At 66.4% G+C, this 18,352-nt stretch carries 20 protein-coding genes; 11 read left to right on the top strand and 9 right to left on the bottom strand.

The features are described from left to right. Nucleotides 1–62 precede the first annotated feature (62 nt). From ACNQVK_RS06445 to ACNQVK_RS06425, 5 genes are read left to right on the top strand one after another with little or no spacing between them, the layout of a single operon-like run. A complete protein-coding gene (locus ACNQVK_RS06445) occupies nt 63–2,024 on the top strand; it encodes a DUF6541 family protein (protein WP_418028864.1) in 1,962 nt (653 codons plus the stop codon). Nucleotides 2,025–2,059: 35 nt separating this feature from the next. Continuing rightward, nucleotides 2,060–2,575, top strand: coding sequence for a bacterial proteasome activator family protein (locus ACNQVK_RS06440; RefSeq protein WP_418028863.1), 516 nt, complete (start codon nt 2,060–2,062; stop codon nt 2,573–2,575). Nucleotides 2,576–2,582: 7 nt separating this feature from the next. Continuing rightward, nucleotides 2,583–3,380 carry an ABC transporter ATP-binding protein gene (locus ACNQVK_RS06435; protein ID WP_090429953.1) on the top strand — a complete coding sequence of 266 codons (798 nt, stop codon included), beginning with the start codon at nt 2,583–2,585 and terminating at the stop codon, nt 3,378–3,380. Further along, entirely contained in the window at nt 3,340–4,266 is a 927-nt protein-coding gene (locus tag ACNQVK_RS06430; protein WP_418028862.1) for a glycosyltransferase, read from the top strand. The genes ACNQVK_RS06435 and ACNQVK_RS06430 overlap by 41 nt, the downstream gene beginning before the upstream one ends. Then, nucleotides 4,263–5,093, top strand: coding sequence for an ABC transporter permease (locus ACNQVK_RS06425; protein ID WP_044513810.1), 831 nt, complete (start codon nt 4,263–4,265; stop codon nt 5,091–5,093). The genes ACNQVK_RS06430 and ACNQVK_RS06425 overlap by 4 nt, the downstream gene beginning before the upstream one ends. Before the next feature lie 4 nt (nt 5,094–5,097). Here ACNQVK_RS06425 and ACNQVK_RS06420 read toward each other — a convergent pair whose 3' ends face one another. From ACNQVK_RS06420 to ACNQVK_RS06410, 3 genes are all read right to left on the bottom strand, one after another. Then, entirely contained in the window at nt 5,098–5,517 is a 420-nt protein-coding gene (locus tag ACNQVK_RS06420) for a pyridoxamine 5'-phosphate oxidase family protein (RefSeq protein WP_418028861.1), read from the bottom strand. Between the two features lie 98 nt (nt 5,518–5,615). Then, entirely contained in the window at nt 5,616–6,263 is a 648-nt protein-coding gene (locus ACNQVK_RS06415; RefSeq protein ID WP_418028860.1) for an MspA family porin, read from the bottom strand. A gap of 57 nt (nt 6,264–6,320) precedes the next feature. Further along, the gene (locus ACNQVK_RS06410; protein WP_047328152.1) at nt 6,321–7,292 is read right to left on the bottom strand and encodes an IS481 family transposase; all 972 of its coding nucleotides are present in this window, start codon (nt 7,290–7,292) and stop codon (nt 6,321–6,323) included. A 725-nt stretch (nt 7,293–8,017) separates the two neighbouring features. On the opposite strand from ACNQVK_RS06410, the gene ACNQVK_RS06405 reads away from it, so the two are divergent. Further along, complete coding sequence (locus ACNQVK_RS06405) at nt 8,018–8,353, top strand: zf-TFIIB domain-containing protein (RefSeq protein WP_418028859.1); 336 nt, start codon at nt 8,018–8,020, stop codon at nt 8,351–8,353. Here ACNQVK_RS06405 and ACNQVK_RS06400 read toward each other — a convergent pair. Further along, nucleotides 8,311–9,090 (bottom strand): phosphotransferase family protein, encoded by a 780-nt coding sequence (locus tag ACNQVK_RS06400; protein ID WP_418028858.1) that lies wholly within the window; start codon nt 9,088–9,090, stop codon nt 8,311–8,313. The genes ACNQVK_RS06405 and ACNQVK_RS06400 overlap by 43 nt on opposite strands. A gap of 20 nt (nt 9,091–9,110) precedes the next feature. Then, the gene (locus ACNQVK_RS06395) at nt 9,111–9,581 is read right to left on the bottom strand and encodes a carboxymuconolactone decarboxylase family protein (protein ID WP_418028857.1); all 471 of its coding nucleotides are present in this window, start codon (nt 9,579–9,581) and stop codon (nt 9,111–9,113) included. Between ACNQVK_RS06395 and ACNQVK_RS06390 the strand changes: the two genes are divergently transcribed. Further along, nucleotides 9,580–11,040: a PLP-dependent aminotransferase family protein gene (locus ACNQVK_RS06390; protein WP_418028856.1), complete on the top strand. Its 1,461-nt coding sequence runs from the start codon at nt 9,580–9,582 to the stop codon at nt 11,038–11,040. The genes ACNQVK_RS06395 and ACNQVK_RS06390 overlap by 2 nt on opposite strands. On the opposite strand, the gene ACNQVK_RS06385 is transcribed toward ACNQVK_RS06390, so the two are convergent. After that, nucleotides 11,037–11,663 carry a trimeric intracellular cation channel family protein gene (locus tag ACNQVK_RS06385; protein ID WP_044513818.1) on the bottom strand — a complete coding sequence of 209 codons (627 nt, stop codon included), beginning with the start codon at nt 11,661–11,663 and terminating at the stop codon, nt 11,037–11,039. The two genes, ACNQVK_RS06390 and ACNQVK_RS06385, sit on opposite strands and share 4 nt — an antisense overlap. A gap of 48 nt (nt 11,664–11,711) precedes the next feature. Between ACNQVK_RS06385 and ACNQVK_RS06380 the strand changes: the two genes are divergently transcribed. The 4 genes from ACNQVK_RS06380 to katG all read left to right on the top strand — a co-directional run bounded on the left by ACNQVK_RS06380 (nt 11,712) and on the right by katG (nt 16,295). Next, a complete protein-coding gene (locus ACNQVK_RS06380; RefSeq protein WP_273734357.1) occupies nt 11,712–12,134 on the top strand; it encodes a GtrA family protein in 423 nt (140 codons plus the stop codon). Between the two features lie 38 nt (nt 12,135–12,172). Further along, nucleotides 12,173–13,555 (top strand): FAD-binding protein, encoded by a 1,383-nt coding sequence (locus ACNQVK_RS06375; protein ID WP_418028855.1) that lies wholly within the window; start codon nt 12,173–12,175, stop codon nt 13,553–13,555. A gap of 102 nt (nt 13,556–13,657) precedes the next feature. Beyond that, on the top strand, nt 13,658–14,062 hold the full coding sequence (locus ACNQVK_RS06370; protein WP_418033997.1) for a Fur family transcriptional regulator: 405 nt from the start codon (nt 13,658–13,660) through the stop codon (nt 14,060–14,062). 34 nt (nt 14,063–14,096) lie between these two features. After that, nucleotides 14,097–16,295: a catalase/peroxidase HPI gene (gene katG, locus ACNQVK_RS06365; protein ID WP_418028854.1), complete on the top strand. Its 2,199-nt coding sequence runs from the start codon at nt 14,097–14,099 to the stop codon at nt 16,293–16,295. A gap of 83 nt (nt 16,296–16,378) precedes the next feature. On the opposite strand, the gene ACNQVK_RS06360 is transcribed toward katG, so the two are convergent. From ACNQVK_RS06360 to ACNQVK_RS06350, 3 genes are read right to left on the bottom strand one after another with little or no spacing between them, the layout of a single operon-like run. Then, entirely contained in the window at nt 16,379–17,002 is a 624-nt protein-coding gene (locus tag ACNQVK_RS06360; RefSeq protein WP_418028853.1) for a TetR/AcrR family transcriptional regulator, read from the bottom strand. Nucleotides 17,003–17,012: 10 nt separating this feature from the next. Beyond that, entirely contained in the window at nt 17,013–17,228 is a 216-nt protein-coding gene (locus tag ACNQVK_RS06355) for a hypothetical protein (protein ID WP_418028852.1), read from the bottom strand. Between the two features lie 3 nt (nt 17,229–17,231). Beyond that, entirely contained in the window at nt 17,232–18,314 is a 1,083-nt protein-coding gene (locus tag ACNQVK_RS06350; RefSeq protein WP_418028851.1) for an oxygenase MpaB family protein, read from the bottom strand. Nucleotides 18,315–18,352: the final 38 nt, after the last annotated feature.

Below are 18,352 nucleotides of genomic sequence, written 5' to 3'. Positions count from 1 at the left end.
GCACGTTTGCACTTCCGAGACCATGCTCGGACCGGGTCACCCTGGGCAGCCATACTAGTCCAGTGGGCTTCGGGTTCGGAGTGCTAATCGCACTGTTGTTGCTGGTGATCCCCGGGGCACTGATAGCCAGGGCGGGCGGACTGACCGCGTCGACGGCGGTCGCAGTGGGTCCAGCCTTGACCTACGGCACCGTCGCGCTGACGATCGTTCCGCTCGGGGCCATCGGTGTGCCGTGGAACGCGTGGACGGCGTTGTTTGCTGTAGTCGTTGTTTCCGCCATTGCGGCCGGGTTACGGAGGGTGCTGGCCCGCTACCGTGACCCCGATGCCGAGGCATCGGGCCTGTCGCGGCGGCCGGCCTTGGTGGTTGCGGCGGGTGTGCTGCTGGGTGCCGCGCTGATCGCCGCCGCCGCGTTCGCCGGACTGCCGCACTGGCAATCCATCCCCAGCACCTGGGACTCGGTGTGGCACGCCAACACCATCCGGTGGATCCTCGACACCGGCCAGGCCTCACCCACCCACATGGGCGAGCTGCGAAACGTGGAGACCCACGAGGCGCTCTACTACCCGTCGGCCTTCCACGCCCTGGCCGCGGTCTACTGCCAGCTCACCGGCGCCGCCGCGACCACCGCCTACACCGTGAGTTCGGTCACCGCGGCCGTGTGGCTGTTCCCGGTCAGCGCCGCGGTGCTGACGTGGAAGATGGTCCGCCCGCACACCTGCGAGATGCGCACCGCCGTCGCCGCGGCCACCGCGGCAGCGCTCGCCGCGTCGTTCACCGCGGTGCCCTACGTCGAATTCGATGTGGCGGCGATGCCCAACCTGGTCGCCTACGGGCTCGCCGTGCCGGTGTTCGCCCTGATCATCTCGACACCGGCGCACCGCGACCGCATCGGTCTGGCCGTACTCGCGACCGTCGGCGTCTTCTCGGTGCACCTGACCGGCGGTGTGGTGACCGTGCTGCTGGTCGGCGTCTGGTGGCTGGTGGAAGCGCTGTGGCACCCGGTCCGCAGCCGGCTGAGCGACTTCCTGGCGCTGGCCGCCGTCGCGGTGCCCGCCCTGCTGATCATGCTTCCCCAGTTTCTCGGGGTCCTTCAGCAAGCCGACATCATCGTCGGGCACGCCTTCGTCAACCACCTCGGCAAGAAGCACTCGCTGTTCGCGGCGATCGTCCAGCACACCCGCCACCTCAACGACTTCCCGATCCAGAACGCACTCATCGCGCTGGCCGCCATCGGCGGACTGGTCATGCTGGTCAAGAAGATCTGGTGGCCGCTGGCCGTGTGGCTGCTGCTCATCGCGTCGATCGTGCATTCCGGCGCACCGTTCGGCGGACCGCTGGGCGTCATCACCGGCAAGTTCAGCGACCTGTTCTACAGCGACCCGCGTCGCTTGTCGGCCGTCGTCGCGATGCTGTACGCACCGATGGCGGCGATCGGCCTGTGCGCACTGGTCCTGCTGGGCGCGGCTGCCCTGCGCCGGACCGGTGCCCGCCCGGCCTGGATCCGCGCGACGGCCGCCGTCGCGCTGGTCGCCACCGCTGTGGGTCTGGCCTGGCACTACTTCCCCCGGCACAAGTACCTGTTCGGGCAGAAGTACGACTCGGTGATGATCGACGCCAAGGACCTGGATGCCTTCGCCCACCTGGCCACGCTGCCCGACGCCCGCACCACGCTGATCGGCGACGCCAACACCGACGGCACCGCCTGGATGTACGCGGTTTCAGGGCTTCACCCGCTGTGGACCCACTACGACTACCCCATGCAACAGGGCCCTGGGTACAACCGGTTCATCTTCTGGGCCTACGCCGACGACGCGGACACCGATCCCAGGGTTGCCGAGGCGGTCGAGGCGCTCAACATCCGCTATGTGCTCACCAGCACTCCGGTGGTTCGAGGGTTCGTCATGCCCGACGGGCTAGTGTCGCTAGACAGCTCGAGGTCGTGGGAGAAGATCTACGACAACGGTGAGGACCGCATCTACCGCTGGCACGGAGAGAACGCGGCCACCAGGGCGACAAACTGACACGACCCAGCACTGACTAGATCCAAGGGAAGGCAATGACCATCAACCCCGACGATGACAACATCGAGATCCTGGCGAGCACGCCTGATGAGACCGATGCCGACGCTGACGGCAAGTCGCTGACAGACCTCGTCGAACAACCGGCGAAGGTCATGCGCATCGGCACCATGATCAAGCAGCTGCTGGAAGAGGTGCGCGCGGCTCCGCTCGACGACGCCAGCCGGGAGCGGCTGCGCGACATCCACCGCACCAGCATCCACGAACTCGAGGACGGTCTGGCCCCCGAGCTGCGTGACGAACTCGAGCGGCTGACGCTGCCCTTCACCGAGGACAGCGTGCCGTCCGACGCCGAACTGCGCATCGCGCAGGCGCAGCTGGTGGGCTGGCTGGAAGGCCTGTTCCACGGCATCCAGACGGCGTTGTTCGCCCAGCAGATGGCCGCCCGCGCACAGCTCGAGCAGATGCGCCAGGGCGCTCTCCCTCCAGGGCTGCAGGGCCCCGGCGGACAGCGCGGCGGGCCGTCCCATCCCGGCACCGGCCAGTACCTGTAGGTCTGAGTTGTCTGATCCGTACATCTCGACGCGCGAAGCATGGGTGGAGTTCCCCATCTTCGATGCCAAGACACGCTCGCTGAAGAAGGCGTTCCTCGGCAAGGCCGGCGGCGCCATCGGGCGCAACGAGTCCAACGTCGTCGTCATCGAGGCGCTCCGCGACATCACCATGTCACTGAAAATGGGTGACCGGGTCGGGCTGGTCGGCCACAACGGCGCGGGCAAATCCACACTGCTGCGGCTGCTTTCGGGCATCTACGAGCCGACCCGCGGCTCTGCCACGGTGAGCGGCCGGGTGGCCCCGGTGTTCGACCTCGGCGTCGGGATGGACCCGGAGATCTCGGGTTTCGAGAACATCATCATCCGCGGGCTGTTCCTCGGGCAGACCCGCAAGCAGATGCTGGCCAAGGTCGACGAGATCGCGGAGTTCACCGAACTCGGCGAGTACCTGTCGATGCCGCTCCGCACCTATTCGACCGGCATGCGGGTGCGCCTGGCGATGGGCGTGGTCACCAGCATCGACCCCGAGATCCTGCTGCTCGACGAAGGCATCGGTGCGGTCGACGCGGAGTTCCTGAAGAAGGCGCAGTCACGGCTGCAGAGCCTGGTCGAGCGGTCCGGAATCCTGGTGTTCGCAAGCCATTCCAACGAGTTCCTGGCCCGGCTCTGCAAGACCGCGATGTGGATCGACCACGGCACCATCAAGATGACCGGCGGCATCGAAGAAGTCGTCGGCGCCTACGAGGGACCGGACGCTGCGCGTCATGTGCGCGAGGTGCTGGAGGAAACGGCCCGTGGAGCCTGAATCCGTCGTCGCGGTGATCGTGACGCACCGGCGTCGGGAACTGCTGACCAAGTCCCTTGCCGCAGTGGTGGACCAGGACCGCAGACCCGACCACCTGATCGTCGTCGACAACGACGACGACGAGGCCGTGCGCGACCTGGTCCTCGGCCAGCCGGTGCCGGCCACCTACCTCGGTTCCCGCCGAAACCTTGGCGGCGCAGGCGGTTTCGCACTGGGCATGCTGCACGCCCTGGCTCAGGGTGCCGACTGGATCTGGCTGGCCGACGACGACGGCCGCCCCGCCGACAACACCGTGCTGTCCACCCTGCTGGCCTGCGCCGAGCAGTACACCCTGGCCGAGGTCTCGCCCATGGTGTGCAACCTCGACGACCCGAACCGGCTGGCGTTCCCGCTGCGGCGAGGACTGGTGTGGCGGCGGTTGGTCAGCGAATTGCGCACCGAGGGTGAAGGCGATGTGCTGCCCGGTATCGCATCGCTGTTCAACGGTGCCCTGTTCCGTGCCGCCACGGTCGAGGCCGTCGGTGTCCCGGATCTGCGTCTGTTCGTCCGCGGCGACGAGGTCGAACTGCACCGGCGCCTGGTGCGCTCGGGCCTGCCGTTCGGAACATGCTTGACCGCAAGCTATCTGCACCCGTGCGGCACCGACGAGTTCAAACCGATCCTCGGCGGCCGGATGCACACTCAGTACCCCGACGACGAGACCAAACGGTTCTTCACCTACCGCAACCGTGGCTACCTGCTGTCCCAGCCGGGCTTGCGCAAACTGCTGCCCCAGGAGTGGGTCCGGTTCGGCTGGTACTTTCTGGTGTCCCGACGCGACCCCGCGGGTCTGCGCGAATGGATTCGCCTGCGGCGGTTGGGCAGGAGCGAAAGGTTCCAGAGATGACATTCACCGACGCGGCATCCGAGTCCAAGACCATGACGCGGGCCGTACGCGATCTCACCGAAGGCTTCAGCAAGCGCGAACTGTGGCTGCACCTGGGCTGGCAGGACATCAAGCAGCGTTACCGGCGCAGCGTCCTCGGGCCGTTCTGGATCACCATCGCCACCGGCACCACCGCGGTGGCGATGGGCCTGCTGTACTCGAAGCTGTTCAAGCTGCCGCTCGAGGAGCACCTGCCCTACGTCACGCTCGGCCTGATCATCTGGAACCTGATCAACGCCTCGATCCTCGAAGGCGCCGACGTCTTCATCGCCAACGAAGGGCTGATCAAACAACTTCCGACGCCGCTGTCGGTCCACGTCTACCGGCTGGTGTGGCGGCAGGTGATCCTGTTCGGCCACAACATCGTCATCTTCGTGGTCATCGCGATCATCTATCCGAAACCGTGGAAGTGGACCGACCTGGCGGTCATCCCCGCGCTGGGGCTGATCGTGCTGAACTGCGTATGGGTGTCGATCTGTTTCGGCATTCTCGCCACCCGCTACCGCGACATCGGGCCGCTACTGGCCTCGATCGTGCAGTTGCTGTTCTTCATGACACCGATCATCTGGAACGAGTCGACGCTGCAGCAGCAGGGCGCCGGATCCTGGGCCAAGATCGTCGAGATCAACCCGCTGCTGCACTACCTGGACATCGTGCGCGCACCATTGCTGGGCGCCGATCAGGAAGTCCGGCACTGGGTGGTGGTGCTGGCACTCACGGCGATCGGGTGGACGTTCGCGGCGTTGGCCATGCGCCAGTACCGCGCACGCGTCCCGTACTGGGTCTGAGCCGCTACGCGTCCCCCGGCACGCCACCGAAGACGAACCGGCGCCCGGAGATCTCTTTCGGCCGGATCCGCACGTAGCGCCGCTTCGTGGTGGCGATCCACGACAACAGCTGGGCGCGCTCGGCCTCGGCGATCTCCTCCGGCGTCTCGAGGAGCTGCGGTACACCCCGCACGATCACACTCCACCCGCCGACGCCCGTGTGGTCGTCGGCCTCGAACAGCACCCGGTCGTTGAACAGGGTGCTGATCAGCTTGGTGCCCTCGGCCGTCCGGAACAGCACCGTGCGGTGCTGGACGACGAAGTTGACCGGGAAGATCTCCAGTCTGGTGCCGATCGTCGAGACAAGGCGGCCCAGGGTAACGCTGGACAGCAGCTGCCAGCTGTCGTCCTCCCCGAGCACCGAAACCGGGCTCTGCGGCGTCATGAGGCCACCGTAGCCGCCATATGACAATCGGCGCGCCCTGCTTCTCGGGAGAAGCGGGACGCGCCGACTGCGAAGGTGCCTATTGGACGTTCATGTCCTCAGTTCATGTTCCAGGGCTCGCCGTAGGTGGTGACGCTGTCACCGGTCGAGGCGATCAGGCGGGCGAACGGACGCAGCAGCACGCCACCGGCCGCACCGGTCACGGTGCCGTGCGCGTTGGACACCGCCACACCCCCGGCCGGACCCTTGACGTCCACCGAGAAGGTGGCCACTTCCTGGATACCCGGGCCGTTGCCCAGGTCAGCGCTGATCGACACACCCGGGAACAGGTTCGGGGTGATGACCGAGTTCAGGCCGAAGGGCGGGCCGGTGATGTCACCATCGTCGATCAGGATGTTCGGGGTGGTGTAGGAGAAGTTGATCCCCACACCCAGCGACCAGGGGAAGCCGATCTGGTAGCCCAGCTCCAGCGTGCCCTCGAAGTCGTCGGCACCCGCGCCGGCCACCGTGTACTTGGCGCGACCGGAGTGGAACCACTCACGGGTCAGCCGGTTGCGGTCCAGGGGGAACACACCGTTGAGGAAGGTGTCCCACTGCTGAACGGTCAGGGTGCGGTCCTGACCATCAACCAGGCTCAGTTCATTGTCCAGACCCGCATGAGAAGTGCCCGTGCCTATGAAGAGGCCAGCGACGACCCCGGCCATTGCGGTCACCAATGCGACCAGCACCCGACTGAATGCCTTCATGTTCTCCCTAGCTATGTCGGTGATCCGATTCGTTCTTCACCAACCAGGGCCCCCGCCCTAGATGTTCTTCACGGGTAGGTTGTGAACGCGTAGGCGCTCGATTGGTGTCATTCCGCCGATGCCGGTGTGGGGTCGGTGGTGATTGTAGTGATGCAGCCAGTGCTGGTAGGTTCCGGCGCGTTCGGCCTCAGAGCGGTAGGTCTGCGCATAGGCCCATTCGGTGGTCAGGGTGCGGTTGAATCGCTCGACTTTGCCGTTGGTCTGTGGCCGGTAGGGCCGGGTCCTCTTGTGGGTGATGTCGGGGCCGAGCGCTTCAGCGAAATTCTTTGACCGGTAACAGGATCCATTGTCGGTCAACACTCGTTTGACGGTGATGCCGTGGTCGGCGAAGAACGCGTTGGCGCGTTTCCAGAATCCCGCGGCGGTTTCTTTGCGTTCGTCGGTGAGGTCCTCGGAGTAGGCCAGCCGGGAGTGGTCATCAACGGCGTGGTGCAAGAACGTGTATCCCATGCCGCAGCGGTTGCGCCGGCCGGCTTGGCGACCCAGCTTGCGATGGCCGCCCCCGTCGGGGATGCGGCCCAGTTTCTTGACGTCGACATGGACCAAGTCGCCGGGAGCCGGGTGCTCATAGCGGCGGGGTTTGGGCCGGCGTACCGGTAACCCGGTGTTTTGGTCCAGGTGCCGCAGCAATGGCATCCGGTAGCGGCGCAGCACCGCCTCAACGGTCGAGCGTGGCAGGTGCAGGTAAGCGGCGATGCGATGTGGGCCCCAGCGCCGGGTGAAGCGCAGGTTGACGATGCGCCGCTCACGTCGTTTCGGCAACCGCAACGGACTGCGATGCGGCCGGCTGGGCCGGTCTACCATCGCTGCTTCGCCACCGTCGCGATAACGGTCGGCCCATTTCTTGGCTGTGGCCACCGAACATTGGAACCGCTCAGCCGCGCGCCGCAAACTCCAGCCCTGATCAACAACCGCCTGCGCAAGCCGCAACCGCCCACGAGGAGTCAACGAAGCATTAGCGTGGACCATGAGGACCTCTCGGTAATCGGATGTGCGTATTTGGTAACCACACCGATACCGGAGGTCCTCACCTACTTCCGCTCACCACGCCGTTCACAACCTGTCTGGGAGTTACACCTAGAGATCGATCGGCCGCGTACCGCCCGATTAGGGAGGTCACACCCGGTTCTCATGCCTTGCTCATGATTGGCAGGAGGAAACGTAACCGGGCGGCATCCGGGCGGCAACGGCAACCTGTTTCCGCCCACCCTACATACAAAGAGTGATACAAAGTTTGCTAGATCAACACCGACGTGCGTCACACCGCCGCTGCCGATTGCCTGTGAACGCCGAACGCCGAGCCCGGATCGCACCGGCACCCAGAAACCCGGACAAGCCGCCGCCATACCGCCGGAACTGGCATTTCCCCCTTTCCGCCGAGCACGGACGGGGCAATCACGCTGAGCGGAATGATTGCCGTCACAATCGTCAATATCGCGGACCGGTCCGCCGACCGCCCCGGGTTTGCGCTTGCTGTGTAAACGTTCCGTTACGCAGCGCGGAACACCCGGATTAACTGAACGGCCGCAGATCGATTCAACGGACCCCCGGCCGATATTCCGAATTGTGACGGACGTCATACCGAAAGCGGTGGCGAAAGCGCCTCCGAGTCCGTCCAGGGCCTCCGATCGGGCCTTACGCGACCCTGCCCGTACTCACAGGCACTTCACAGCAGGGTGGGACGTTATGCCGATATGAGCATCCCGCCATATGAGCCCCCGAAATCCCCTCCGCCTTCCGGTATCGGCAACACCTTGCTGTGCCCGAAGTGCGCGGGGGTCATGAAGACCTATGAGCGCAACGGCATCCATCTGGAGCAATGCGACACATGTCGCGGCATCTTCCTGGACTTCGGCGAGCTCGAGGCGCTGACTCAGATGGAGAACCGGTTCGTCCAGGCGCCCCCACCGCCGCCGCAGGCGCACTCGGGTTACAACCAGGGCTACTCGGACTATGGACCGGGCTGGGGCCACCGCGGCAACAAGCACTACCGCAAGCAGGGCTTCGGCCGGCTGTTCTTCTCCAGCTGAGGCATCCGCGCGCAGGCCGCCGCCAACAGTTCGTCATCGGGATCGTTGGCGGCGGACTGGATGACGGCGGCCCGGGCGAACGGCTCGAGCACGGGCCACGGGTCCCCGGGCGGCAACGCCGGGCCACCGGCCGCCCGGTAGGCATCGAGGAACAGCAACCAATCGGCGTCGGGAATGAGCCCGGCCGCCCAGAACCCGGCGGGACGCGCCAAATCCCAAGCGGGATCGCCCAATCCGAGGTCATCGACATCGATGAGCAGCCAGTGCCCGTCGTGCCGCCCCACTTGACCCAGGTGAAAGTCGCCGTGGACGAGGGTGCGCGGCCGGTCTGTCGACCCCGGCCGCCACGCTTCGTCGGGCAGACCCGCCGCGGCGCGCGACACCACCCGGTCACCACGCCCGCGGGCCTGCTCGACCGCACGCCTGAGTCTTGCCGGCCAGCCGTGTGGTGGCAGCCGTGCGGTGACGGGTTCGGCGTGCAACGCCGCCAGCAGCCGCCCGATGTCGGCCCACGGCACGCTTTCAGGTTGCACTGCAAGGGTTTCCACCAGGGGCCACCGGGTCAGCAAGCGGCCCTCGACCACATCGGGCACAGCGGACACCGGACTCAGCAGGACATCGACGCGGCCGGCCACACGGAGCCGGACGCGCAGTGCGCGCGGATCGGTCCCCGGCCGGTGCAGCTTGTGCACGACTGCGCCGTGCACCGTGATGTCTGCACCTGACCGGGTCCGCACACCTCCAGTTTCCCGCGCGTTCAGCGCCGCGGGGCGGGCATCCGCACGGTGACGTTGATCCGGTTCCACGCGTTGATGGTCACTGCCATCGCGATCACCTGACCGAGCTCGCGTTCGGTGAACGCGGCAGCCGCGCGGGCATACACGGCGTCGGGAACGTGGCCGTCGCCCAGTTCGGTGATGGCCTCGGTCAGGGCCAACGCCGCCTGCTCACGTTCGGTGAACAGGTCACCCGCCTCCTGCCAGGCTGCGATGAGCGCGAGTCGCTGCTCGGTCTCGCCCTGCTTGCGGGCGTCGTGGGTGTGCATGTCGAGGCAGAACGCGCAGTGGTTGATCTGCGACGCCCGGATCTTGACGAGCTCGCCGATCGTCGGGTCGACGTCCTTGGCCGCGGCGTTCGACAGCGTCATCATCGCGTCGTAGAGCTCCGGAGAAACCTTGTAGATCTTGAGGCGGTCGACGGTGGTGGCGGGTTCGAGTGTCTGTGTCATGCCGTCAACGCTATCCGGGAAAATACCGTCTAGATGGTTCAATATTGCAGTGACTTCGCGGGCCAATTCCGACCGGGACCTGCATCTCGAACTGCGCGCGATGATCGAGCCCGGCAGTCGCACCGCCCGCGAACAGCTGGTCACCGCGCTTCGGGAGGGGATTCGCAGCGGCCGGTTGGGTACCGACACGCGGCTGCCGCCGTCGCGCGCGCTGGCGTCCGATCTGGGGTTGGCCCGCAACACCGTCGCCGAGGCGTACGCCGAACTGGTCGCCGAAGGCTGGCTGGCCTCCCGCCAGGGCGCGGGCACCTGGGTCGCGCGGGCCACGGCACCGGGGCCGGCACCGCGCCCGCGCCGCATTCCTGCCGTCCCCCGGCACAACCTGATGCCCGGCTCCCCCGATGTGTCGGAGTTTCCGCGGTCGGCCTGGTTGGCGTCGGCGCGCCGGGCCATCACGGACGCGCCGGTCTCCGCACTGCGGATGGGCGACCCGCGCGGACCGGCAGTTCTGCGCGAGGCTCTCACCGAATATCTGGGCCGCGTGCGCGGCGTGCGGACCAACCCCGAGTCGATCGTGATCTGCTCCGGGGTGCGCGACGGCGTCGACCTGCTGGGCCGGGTGCTCGGCACCCGGCGACCGATCGCCGTGGAGGCCCACGGGCTGTTCATCTTCCGCGACGCGCTCGCGGGCCTCGGCGTACCGACAACGCCGATCGGTGTCGACGCCCACGGCGCGGTGATCAGCGATCTGGACCGGCTGGACACCCCGGCGGTACTACTGACTCCCGCACACCAGAGCCCGTTCGGGATGGCACTGCACCCGGCGCGGCGCACCGCGGTCATCGACTGGGCGCAGCGCACCGGCGGATACGTGGTGGACGACGACTACGACGGCGAATTCCGCTACGACCGCCAACCCGTCGGAGCCCTGCAGTCGCTGAACCCCGAACGCGTCGTCTACCTCGGTTCGGCCAGCAAGAGCATGGCCCAGGTGATGCGGGTGGGCTGGATGGTGCTTCCCGACGCATTGATCGATCCGGTCATCGCGGCGGCCGGCGGGGCGCAGTACCACGTCGACGCGCTCACCGCGCTGACCCTGGCCGACTTCATCCGCAGCGGCGGCTACGACCGGCACATCCGGCGGATGCGCAATCGCTACCGGCGGCGACGCGACACCCTCGCCGCCGCACTCGCCGGGTTCGACCTCGGCATCGGCGGATTGGCGGCTGGGGTGAATATGCTGCTGACCCTGCCCGACGGAGCCGAACCCGAGGTGCTGCGCCGGGCCGGTGAGGCCGGTATCGCGTTGAACGGGCTGTCGATCATGCGGCACCCCCTGGCCGGACCGGATACCCCCGACCCCGACGGGGTGATCATCGGATTCGGGGCGCCCGCGGACCACGCCTTCGGGCCTGCCGTCGACGCGCTGTGCGGCGTGCTGTCAGCGGCGCTGCGCTAGGAGTCCTCACCCGCGATCAGGTCCGACGGGCCGGTGGGCAACCGCCAGTGGAATGCCAGCCCAGCCAGGCGCAGCGTCGTGGCCAGCACCGTGCCCACCGCCAGGCCGACCCACTGCGGGCCGAAGTAGTCGATGACCGCGTACGTCGTCGCACCCATCAGCGCAGGGACGGCATACAGATCGTCCGGCCGCATCAGCATCGGGATCTCCCGGACCAATACGTCGCGGATGATGCCGCCGCCGATCGCGGTGGTCATGCCGATCAGCACCGCTGCGAACCAGCTGGCCCCGTGGTCCACGGCGAACGCCGCGCCGGAGGTCGCGAAGAAGCCCATGCCGATCGCGTCCAGCGGCAGCACGATGTGGTTGAACCGGATCAGGTGCTTCGCGGTGAGGGTCGCCACCGCTGTCGCGGCCACCGCGACGGTGATGTTGGGCCAGTGCTGGATAGAGGTGGGTGGATGGACCCCGAGGAAGAGGTCGCGGATCACCCCGCCACTCACGCCGGTCAGCACCCCGAGGGCCGCGATACCGAACAGATCGAAGCCCTTGCGGATCGCGACCATCGCTCCCGACGACGCGAACACCGCGATCCCGAGGTCGTTGAGCACCGTCTGCAGCACGAGTGCACCGTACGGCCTCGCTAAGCTGCCCAGGTGGCCGAACCCGTGATGTCGCCGACCCTGAGCCTCAAGACCCAGGCGGTCAGATTCATCATCACCGGCGGACTGGCCGCGATCGTGGACTTCGGCCTGTACATCACCTTCCTCCGGCTCTTCGCCACGTTCTGGCACGTCGACGAGGACATCCGGGTCAACGTCGCGAAGACCATCAGCTTCATCGCCGGCACCGCCACGGCCTACCTGATCAACCGGCGCTGGACGTTCCAGGCACCTCCGAGCACTGCCCGGTTCATCGCCGTCTGCGTTCTCTACGCGGTGACCTACGCGGTGCAGGTGGGCATCAACTTCGTGTTCTACATGCAGTTCGAGGACCAGCCCTGGCGGGTGCCGGTCGCGTTCATCATCGCCCAGGGCACTGCCACGGTGATCAACTTCATCGTCCAGCGCGCGGTGATCTTCAAACTGCACTGAGGTCCGGGCCCGGCTACTGCCGGGTACGCTTCTCTGCGATGTCGACTACCGATTTGCCGACCACTCCCAAGCGCCTGACAGGCTGGGGCCGGACCGCACCGACCGTGGCACAGGTGCTCTCAACCAGCGATCCCGAGGTCATCGTCCGGGCCGTCGCGCGCGCCGCCGAGCAGAAGGGCCGGGGTGTGATCGCCCGCGGCCTGGGCCGCTCCTACGGCGACAACGCGCAGAACGGTGGCGGTCTCGTCATCGACATGTCGTCGCTGAACCAGATCCACTCGATCGATGCCGGCTCCAAGCTGGTCGACGTGGACGGCGGGGTGAACCTCGACCAGCTGATGCGGGCCGCACTGCCCCACGGACTGTGGGTTCCGGTGCTGCCGGGCACCCGCCAGGTGACCATCGGCGGCGCCATCGGCTGCGACATCCACGGCAAGAACCACCACAGCGCAGGCAGTTTCGGCAACCATGTGCGCTCGATGGATCTGCTGACCGCGGGCGGCGAGGTGCTGCACCTGACCCCGGAAGGCGAGAACGCCGACATCTTCTGGGCCACGGTCGGCGGTAACGGCCTGACCGGCATCATCCTGCGCGCCACCATCGAGATGACGCCTACGGAGACTGCCTATTTCATCGCCGACGGCGATGTCACCAAGACGCTCGACGAGACCATCGAGTTCCACAGCGACGGCAGCGAGTCCAACTACACCTACTCGTCGGCCTGGTTCGACGCGATCAGCAAGCCACCGAAGCTCGGCCGCGCCGCGATCTCGCGAGGTTCACTGGCAACCCTGGACCAGCTGCCCCCGAAGCTGCAGAAGGACCCGCTGAAATTCGATGCGCCGCAACTACTCACGTTGCCGGACGTGTTCCCGAACGGGTTGGCCAACAAGCTCACGTTCATGCCGATCGGCGAGTTGTGGTACCTGAAGTCGGGCACCTACCGCAACAAGGTGCAGAACCTGACGCAGTTTTATCACCCACTGGACATGTTCGGAGAATGGAACCGCGCCTACGGCCCGGCGGGTTTCCTGCAGTACCAGTTCGTGGTCCCCACCGAGGCCGTCGAGGAGTTCAAGGGCATCATCCTCGACATCCAGCGCTCGGGGCACTACTCCTTCCTCAACGTGTTCAAGCTGTTCGGCCCCGGCAATCAAGCACCGCTGAGCTTCCCGATCCCCGGCTGGAACGTCTGCGTCGACTTCCCGATCAAGGCCGGGCTGAACGAGTTCGTCACCGAACTCGACCGCCGGGTACTGGAATTCGGTGGCCGGCTGTACACCGCCAAGGATTCCCGCACGACGGCCGAGACGTTCCACGCGATGTACCCGCGCATCGATGAGTGGCTGGCCGTGCGTCGCAGGGTCGATCCCGACGGCCTGTTCGTCTCGGACATGGCACGCCGACTGGAGCTCGTCTAGCCCCTCACCGTTCCTCTCGAATTGGCGAGAATTTTATTCTTGACTAATTCCAGAAAAGGGACGAGACTTCGGTCCGTGGCGACAACCGCGGACTTCCAGCAGATGCTGCGAAGCGCCGACATGCGTGTGACCCGCCCCCGAGTGGCGGTCCTGCACGCGGTCCATGCGAACCCGCACGCCGATACGGACACGATCATCCGGTCGGTGCGTGAAGACCTGCCCGAGGTCTCCCACCAGGCCGTATATGACTCGTTGCATGCGCTCACCGCCGCAGCACTGGTGCGGCGCATCCAGCCCTCCGGATCAGTCGCCCGGTACGAATCACGTATCGGCGACAACCACCACCACGTCGTGTGCCGATCGTGTGGCGCAATCGCCGACGTGGACTGCGCGGCCGGGTCGGCCCCATGCCTGACCGCGTCACACGACCACGGTTTCGAGATCGATGAAGCCGAGGTCATCTATTGGGGTACTTGCCCCGAATGTTCCATTGCTCCAAGTAGATAACCCCTTAACCCGCCAGCCCCGGAAAGGATTTGTCATGGCCGACGCCGAAACTCACCCCCCGATTGGTGAAGCACAAACCGAACCCGCCGAAAGCGGCTGTCCGATGCGGATCAAGCCTCCCGTCGAGGGCGGCAGCAACCGCGACTGGTGGCCCAACGCGGTCAACCTGAAGATCCTGCAGAAGAACCCGCCCGCCATCGACCCGACGGACGAGGGCTACGACTACCGCGAGGCCGTCAAGACCCTCGATTTCGAGGCTTTCGAGCGCGATTTCGATGCCCTGCTGACGGATTCGCAGGACTGGTGGCCGGCCGACTTCGGTCACTACGGCCCGCTGTTCGTCCGCATGTCGTGGCACGCCGCGGGTACCTACCGCGTGCAGGACGGCCGCGGTGGCGGCGGACGCGGTATGCAGCGGTTCGCCCCGCTGAACAGCTGGCCCGACAACGTCAGCCTGGACAAGGCCCGTCGTCTGCTGTGGCCGCTGAAGAAGAAGTACGGCAAGAAGATCTCGTGGTCCGACCTGATCGTCTACGCGGGTAACCGGGCGATGGAGCACATGGGCTTCAAGACCGCCGGCTTCGCCTTCGGCCGCCCGGACTTCTGGGAGCCCGAGGAGGACATCTACTGGGGCGCCGAGCACGAGTGGCTCGGTTCGCAGGACCGCTACGCCGGCAACGCTGACCGGACCAAGCTGGAGAACCCGCTGGCCGCCAGCCACATGGGTCTGATCTACGTCAACCCCGAAGGCCCCGAGGGCAATCCGGATTACCTGGCCGCGGCCATCGACATCCGCGAGACCTTCGGCCGGATGGCGATGAACGACATCGAGACCGCCGCGCTGATCGTCGGTGGCCACACCTTCGGCAAGACCCACGGCGCCACCGACATCGAGAACGGCGTGGAGCCCGAAGCCGCACCGCTCGAGCAGATGGGCCTGGGCTGGGCCAACCCCGGCCTCGGCAACGAGACCGTCAGCAGCGGCATCGAGGTGACCTGGACGCACACCCCCACCAAGTGGGACAACAGCTTCCTGGAGATCCTCTACAGCAACGAGTGGGAGCTGACGAAGAGCCCGGCGGGCGCCAACCAGTGGAAGCCCAAGGACAACGGCTGGGCCAACTCGGTGCCGATGGCGCAGGGCACCGGCAAGACCCACCCGTCGATGCTCACCACCGATCTGTCGATGCGGTTCGACCCGATCTACGGCAAGATCACCCGCCGCTGGCTGGATCACCCGGAGGAGCTGGCCGAGGAGTACGCCAAGGCCTGGTTCAAGCTGCTGCACCGCGACCTGGGTCCGGTGGCCCGCTACCTCGGACCCCTGGTACCCAAGCAGACCTGGGTATGGCAGGACGTCGTTCCGGCCGGTAAGACCCTGAGCGATGCCGATGTCGACGCACTCAAGGCCGCCATCGCGGACTCGGGTCTGACTGTCCAGCAGCTGGTTTCGACGGCATGGAAGACTGCGTCGTCGTTCCGTTCCAGCGATATGCGCGGTGGCGCGAACGGCGGCCGGATCCGCCTGCAGCCGCAGCTGGGCTGGGAGGCCAACGAGCCCGACGAGCTGGCCCAGGTGATCCGCAAGCTGGAGGAAATCCAGGCCGCGTCCGACACGGGTGTGTCGTTCGCCGATCTGGTGGTCCTCGGCGGTGCCGTCGGAGTCGAGAAGGCGGCCAAGGACGCCGGATTCGACGTCACCGTGCCGTTCCTCTCGGGTCGCGGCGACGCCACCCAGGACCAGACCGACGTCGAGTCGTTCGCATGGCTGGAGACCCTGTCCGACGGGTTCCGCAACCACGTCGGCAAGGGTGACCCGCTGCCTCCGGAGTACCGGATCATCGACAAGGCCAACCTGTTGGGCCTGTCGGGTCCGGAGCTGACCGTGCTCGTCGGTGGCCTGCGTGTGCTGGGCGCCAACCACGGCGGCTCGGATCTCGGTGTGCTGACCGCCGGCAAGGGCAAGCTGACGAACGACTACTTCGTCAACCTGACCGACATGGGCATCAAGTGGGCGCCGTCGCCGGCCGATGACGGCACCTACGTCGGCTCCGACCGGGCCAGCGGTGCGCAGAAGTTCACCGCCAGCCGCGTCGACCTGCTGTTCGGCTCGAACTCGCAGCTGCGGGCCCTGGCCGAGGTGTACGCCGAGGACGATTCCAAGGAGAAGTTCGTCAAGGATTTCGTCGCCGCCTGGAACAAGGTGATGAACGCCGACCGGTTCGACGTCTGATCTGTCGGCTCAGCCGACGGTCTGATCTGACGAGTAACAACAACACCCCGCGGGCTCGAAGCTCGCGGGGTGTTGTTGTTGCACTAGGGTTTTGCGCGCACCGCGCGGTAGGCCGCCTTGCCGAAGGTTTCGGCCACCGATTCTGAATCGCCGTCGGCGTCGAGCATCTTCCGGACGGCGGCCTCGCAGATCGCCAGGAACACCTCGACCAGCATGGGCAGTGCGACGTCGAGGTCAGCGACCTGCCACCGCTGCAGCAGCGGGCGCATCACGGTCGCGAGTTGGCTGCGAAGACGGTCCCGGCCACGCACGATGGCCGCGGTGAGCACCGGGTCAGGATCCGCCCCGAAGATGATGCGCCACGAGGCGGGACGCTCGCGCACGGTGCTGTGCAGCGCGCGGAACCCGTCGACGAACAGTTGCTCGATGGAGCCGGTTCGCTGCGGCGGCAACAGCTCGAGCAGACTGGCCAGCACCTCGTCGGTTTCCCGATCCAACAGTGCGGCAAGCACTTCCCCACGCCCGGGGTAGCAGGCGTAAACGACCGGCCGGGTGACACCCAGACGGCTTGCGACGTTACCCATCGTCACGTCGGCCAGCCCCTGCTGCGCGGCGATCTCCAACGCGGTGTCGAGGACCTGTGGCCGGCGCCGGTCCGGGCCCAGATGTTCGGCGCGGGCCCGGTTGGCGATTGCGGTTTCGTTCACCTCACTCCACTCATGTCAGCGTGACATTCGCGATGATCAGTACCGGCCACGCGACGATCTCGCCCAACAGTGAGAACAGCTTGTCCAGCCCCGTGAGCCCAGCGATGTGGTCGCTGTGGGTGAGGGCCCAGATCATGCCGATCACGAAGTACGGGGCCCCCATCACGATCGCGAGGTAGACGAGTTGCCGGATGCTCAACCGGTAGTCGAGAAGATTCTTGATCACGAGTTATCCGATCCTCCCGAGAATCGGCTGCGACTCCACGATGCCCTCGTCACTGGGTGCGATTCCTTCGCCGAACACGCGGACCGCCTGCCTCTCCCGAAACTCGAAGTGCGCCTGGCTCGGTGCGGCGTAGCCGAAGCGGCGCTGGGCCTCGCGCGGTGTCGTGGTGACCGGATCCTTCGGCGGAACCGACAACAAGACCCGGGCGCCGATGGGCAGGGTCGCAGGCGACAGCAGCCGCAGCAGAATCAGCTCGAGCCGCGTACTCATGGCGATCACCGTAAACGCCGCATTCAGCGGCGGCACCACCAGCGCATCCAGAAGCCGGGATGTGCTGAGCCCGGCCATCTCCCGCATCCACCGCGGCATCGTCGCCAGGGTGCCGCGGCGCAGGAACGCGGTGATCACCCTGGTGCCGGGCCGCAGCAGCAGTGGCATCTTGGGCAACATCACCTCGGCGCCCAGCAGGTGGTGCATGGCCTGCCGGGCGATATCCGAGCCGATCAGCTGGGGTCGCATCTTCTCGAAGTACTCCCGGATGCCCTCGCGGGTAAGGGGAACATCGGAGGGATCGCAGGTCTGCAGTTCGGCGGCGATCGCGCATTCGCGCCAGTACTGCAATTCCTCTTCGGGCGGCAGCGGTCCGGGGCCGTACTTCTCGTAGGCCACCAGAATGGAATGCCATGCGGTCAGGTGGATCCACAGCTGCGAATCCGGGTTGTTGGCGTCGTAGGTCTTTCCCGTGACCGGGTCGGTGCCGATGGCCTTGGAGTGGATCTTGACCAGAACGTCGGCGGCCTTCGTGGTCGAACGGCTGTCGTCGAACGCCACCATGGCGAAGTAGCGCAGCGTCCGGTCGTACCGGGTGCGCGGCCGCGAGTAGATCTCGTGGGTCTTGTCGACCGCCGCGACGAGCGCGGGGTCGAGTTCCTCGATGACGACGGCGCGCTGGAACCCGATCGACAGCGAAGTGGGATAGCTCCACACCTTCCAAGTCACCGAATCGGGGCCGAAGAACCCGTAGTCCTCCCCCGGTTCCGTCTCGGGCAATGCCAGCCAGTCACGGATCGTCATGATCTCCCCCATTTCCTACACGGTGTAGAAAAAAACTACGGCGTGTAGGA

Source organism: Mycobacterium sp. 134, assembly GCF_048282715.1.
In the GTDB taxonomy this organism is placed as follows: Bacteria; Actinomycetota; Actinomycetes; order Mycobacteriales; family Mycobacteriaceae; genus Mycobacterium; species Mycobacterium septicum.
The sequence above is the reverse complement of the archived record's forward strand: the minus strand, read 5'-3'. Positions and strand labels throughout refer to the sequence as shown.

Coding starts and splice junctions, on each gene's coding strand:
- ACNQVK_RS06440 (WP_418028863.1), top strand. CDS start 2,060: ATGACCATCAACCCCGACGATGACAACATCGAGATCCTGGCGAGCACG.
- ACNQVK_RS06430 (WP_418028862.1), top strand. CDS start 3,340: ATGTGCGCGAGGTGCTGGAGGAAACGGCCCGTGGAGCCTGAATCCGTC.
- ACNQVK_RS06425 (WP_044513810.1), top strand. CDS start 4,263: ATGACATTCACCGACGCGGCATCCGAGTCCAAGACCATGACGCGGGCC.
- ACNQVK_RS06420 (WP_418028861.1), bottom strand. CDS start 5,517: ATGACGCCGCAGAGCCCGGTTTCGGTGCTCGGGGAGGACGACAGCTGG.
- ACNQVK_RS06415 (WP_418028860.1), bottom strand. CDS start 6,263: ATGAAGGCATTCAGTCGGGTGCTGGTCGCATTGGTGACCGCAATGGCC.
- ACNQVK_RS06410 (WP_047328152.1), bottom strand. CDS start 7,292: ATGGTCCACGCTAATGCTTCGTTGACTCCTCGTGGGCGGTTGCGGCTT.
- ACNQVK_RS06405 (WP_418028859.1), top strand. CDS start 8,018: ATGAGCATCCCGCCATATGAGCCCCCGAAATCCCCTCCGCCTTCCGGT.
- ACNQVK_RS06390 (WP_418028856.1), top strand. CDS start 9,580: ATGCCGTCAACGCTATCCGGGAAAATACCGTCTAGATGGTTCAATATT.
- ACNQVK_RS06395 (WP_418028857.1), bottom strand. CDS start 9,581: ATGACACAGACACTCGAACCCGCCACCACCGTCGACCGCCTCAAGATC.
- ACNQVK_RS06380 (WP_273734357.1), top strand. CDS start 11,712: ATGTCGCCGACCCTGAGCCTCAAGACCCAGGCGGTCAGATTCATCATC.
- ACNQVK_RS06375 (WP_418028855.1), top strand. CDS start 12,173: ATGTCGACTACCGATTTGCCGACCACTCCCAAGCGCCTGACAGGCTGG.
- ACNQVK_RS06370 (WP_418033997.1), top strand. CDS start 13,658: ATGCTGCGAAGCGCCGACATGCGTGTGACCCGCCCCCGAGTGGCGGTC.
- katG (WP_418028854.1), top strand. CDS start 14,097: ATGGCCGACGCCGAAACTCACCCCCCGATTGGTGAAGCACAAACCGAA.
- ACNQVK_RS06350 (WP_418028851.1), bottom strand. CDS start 18,314: ATGGGGGAGATCATGACGATCCGTGACTGGCTGGCATTGCCCGAGACG.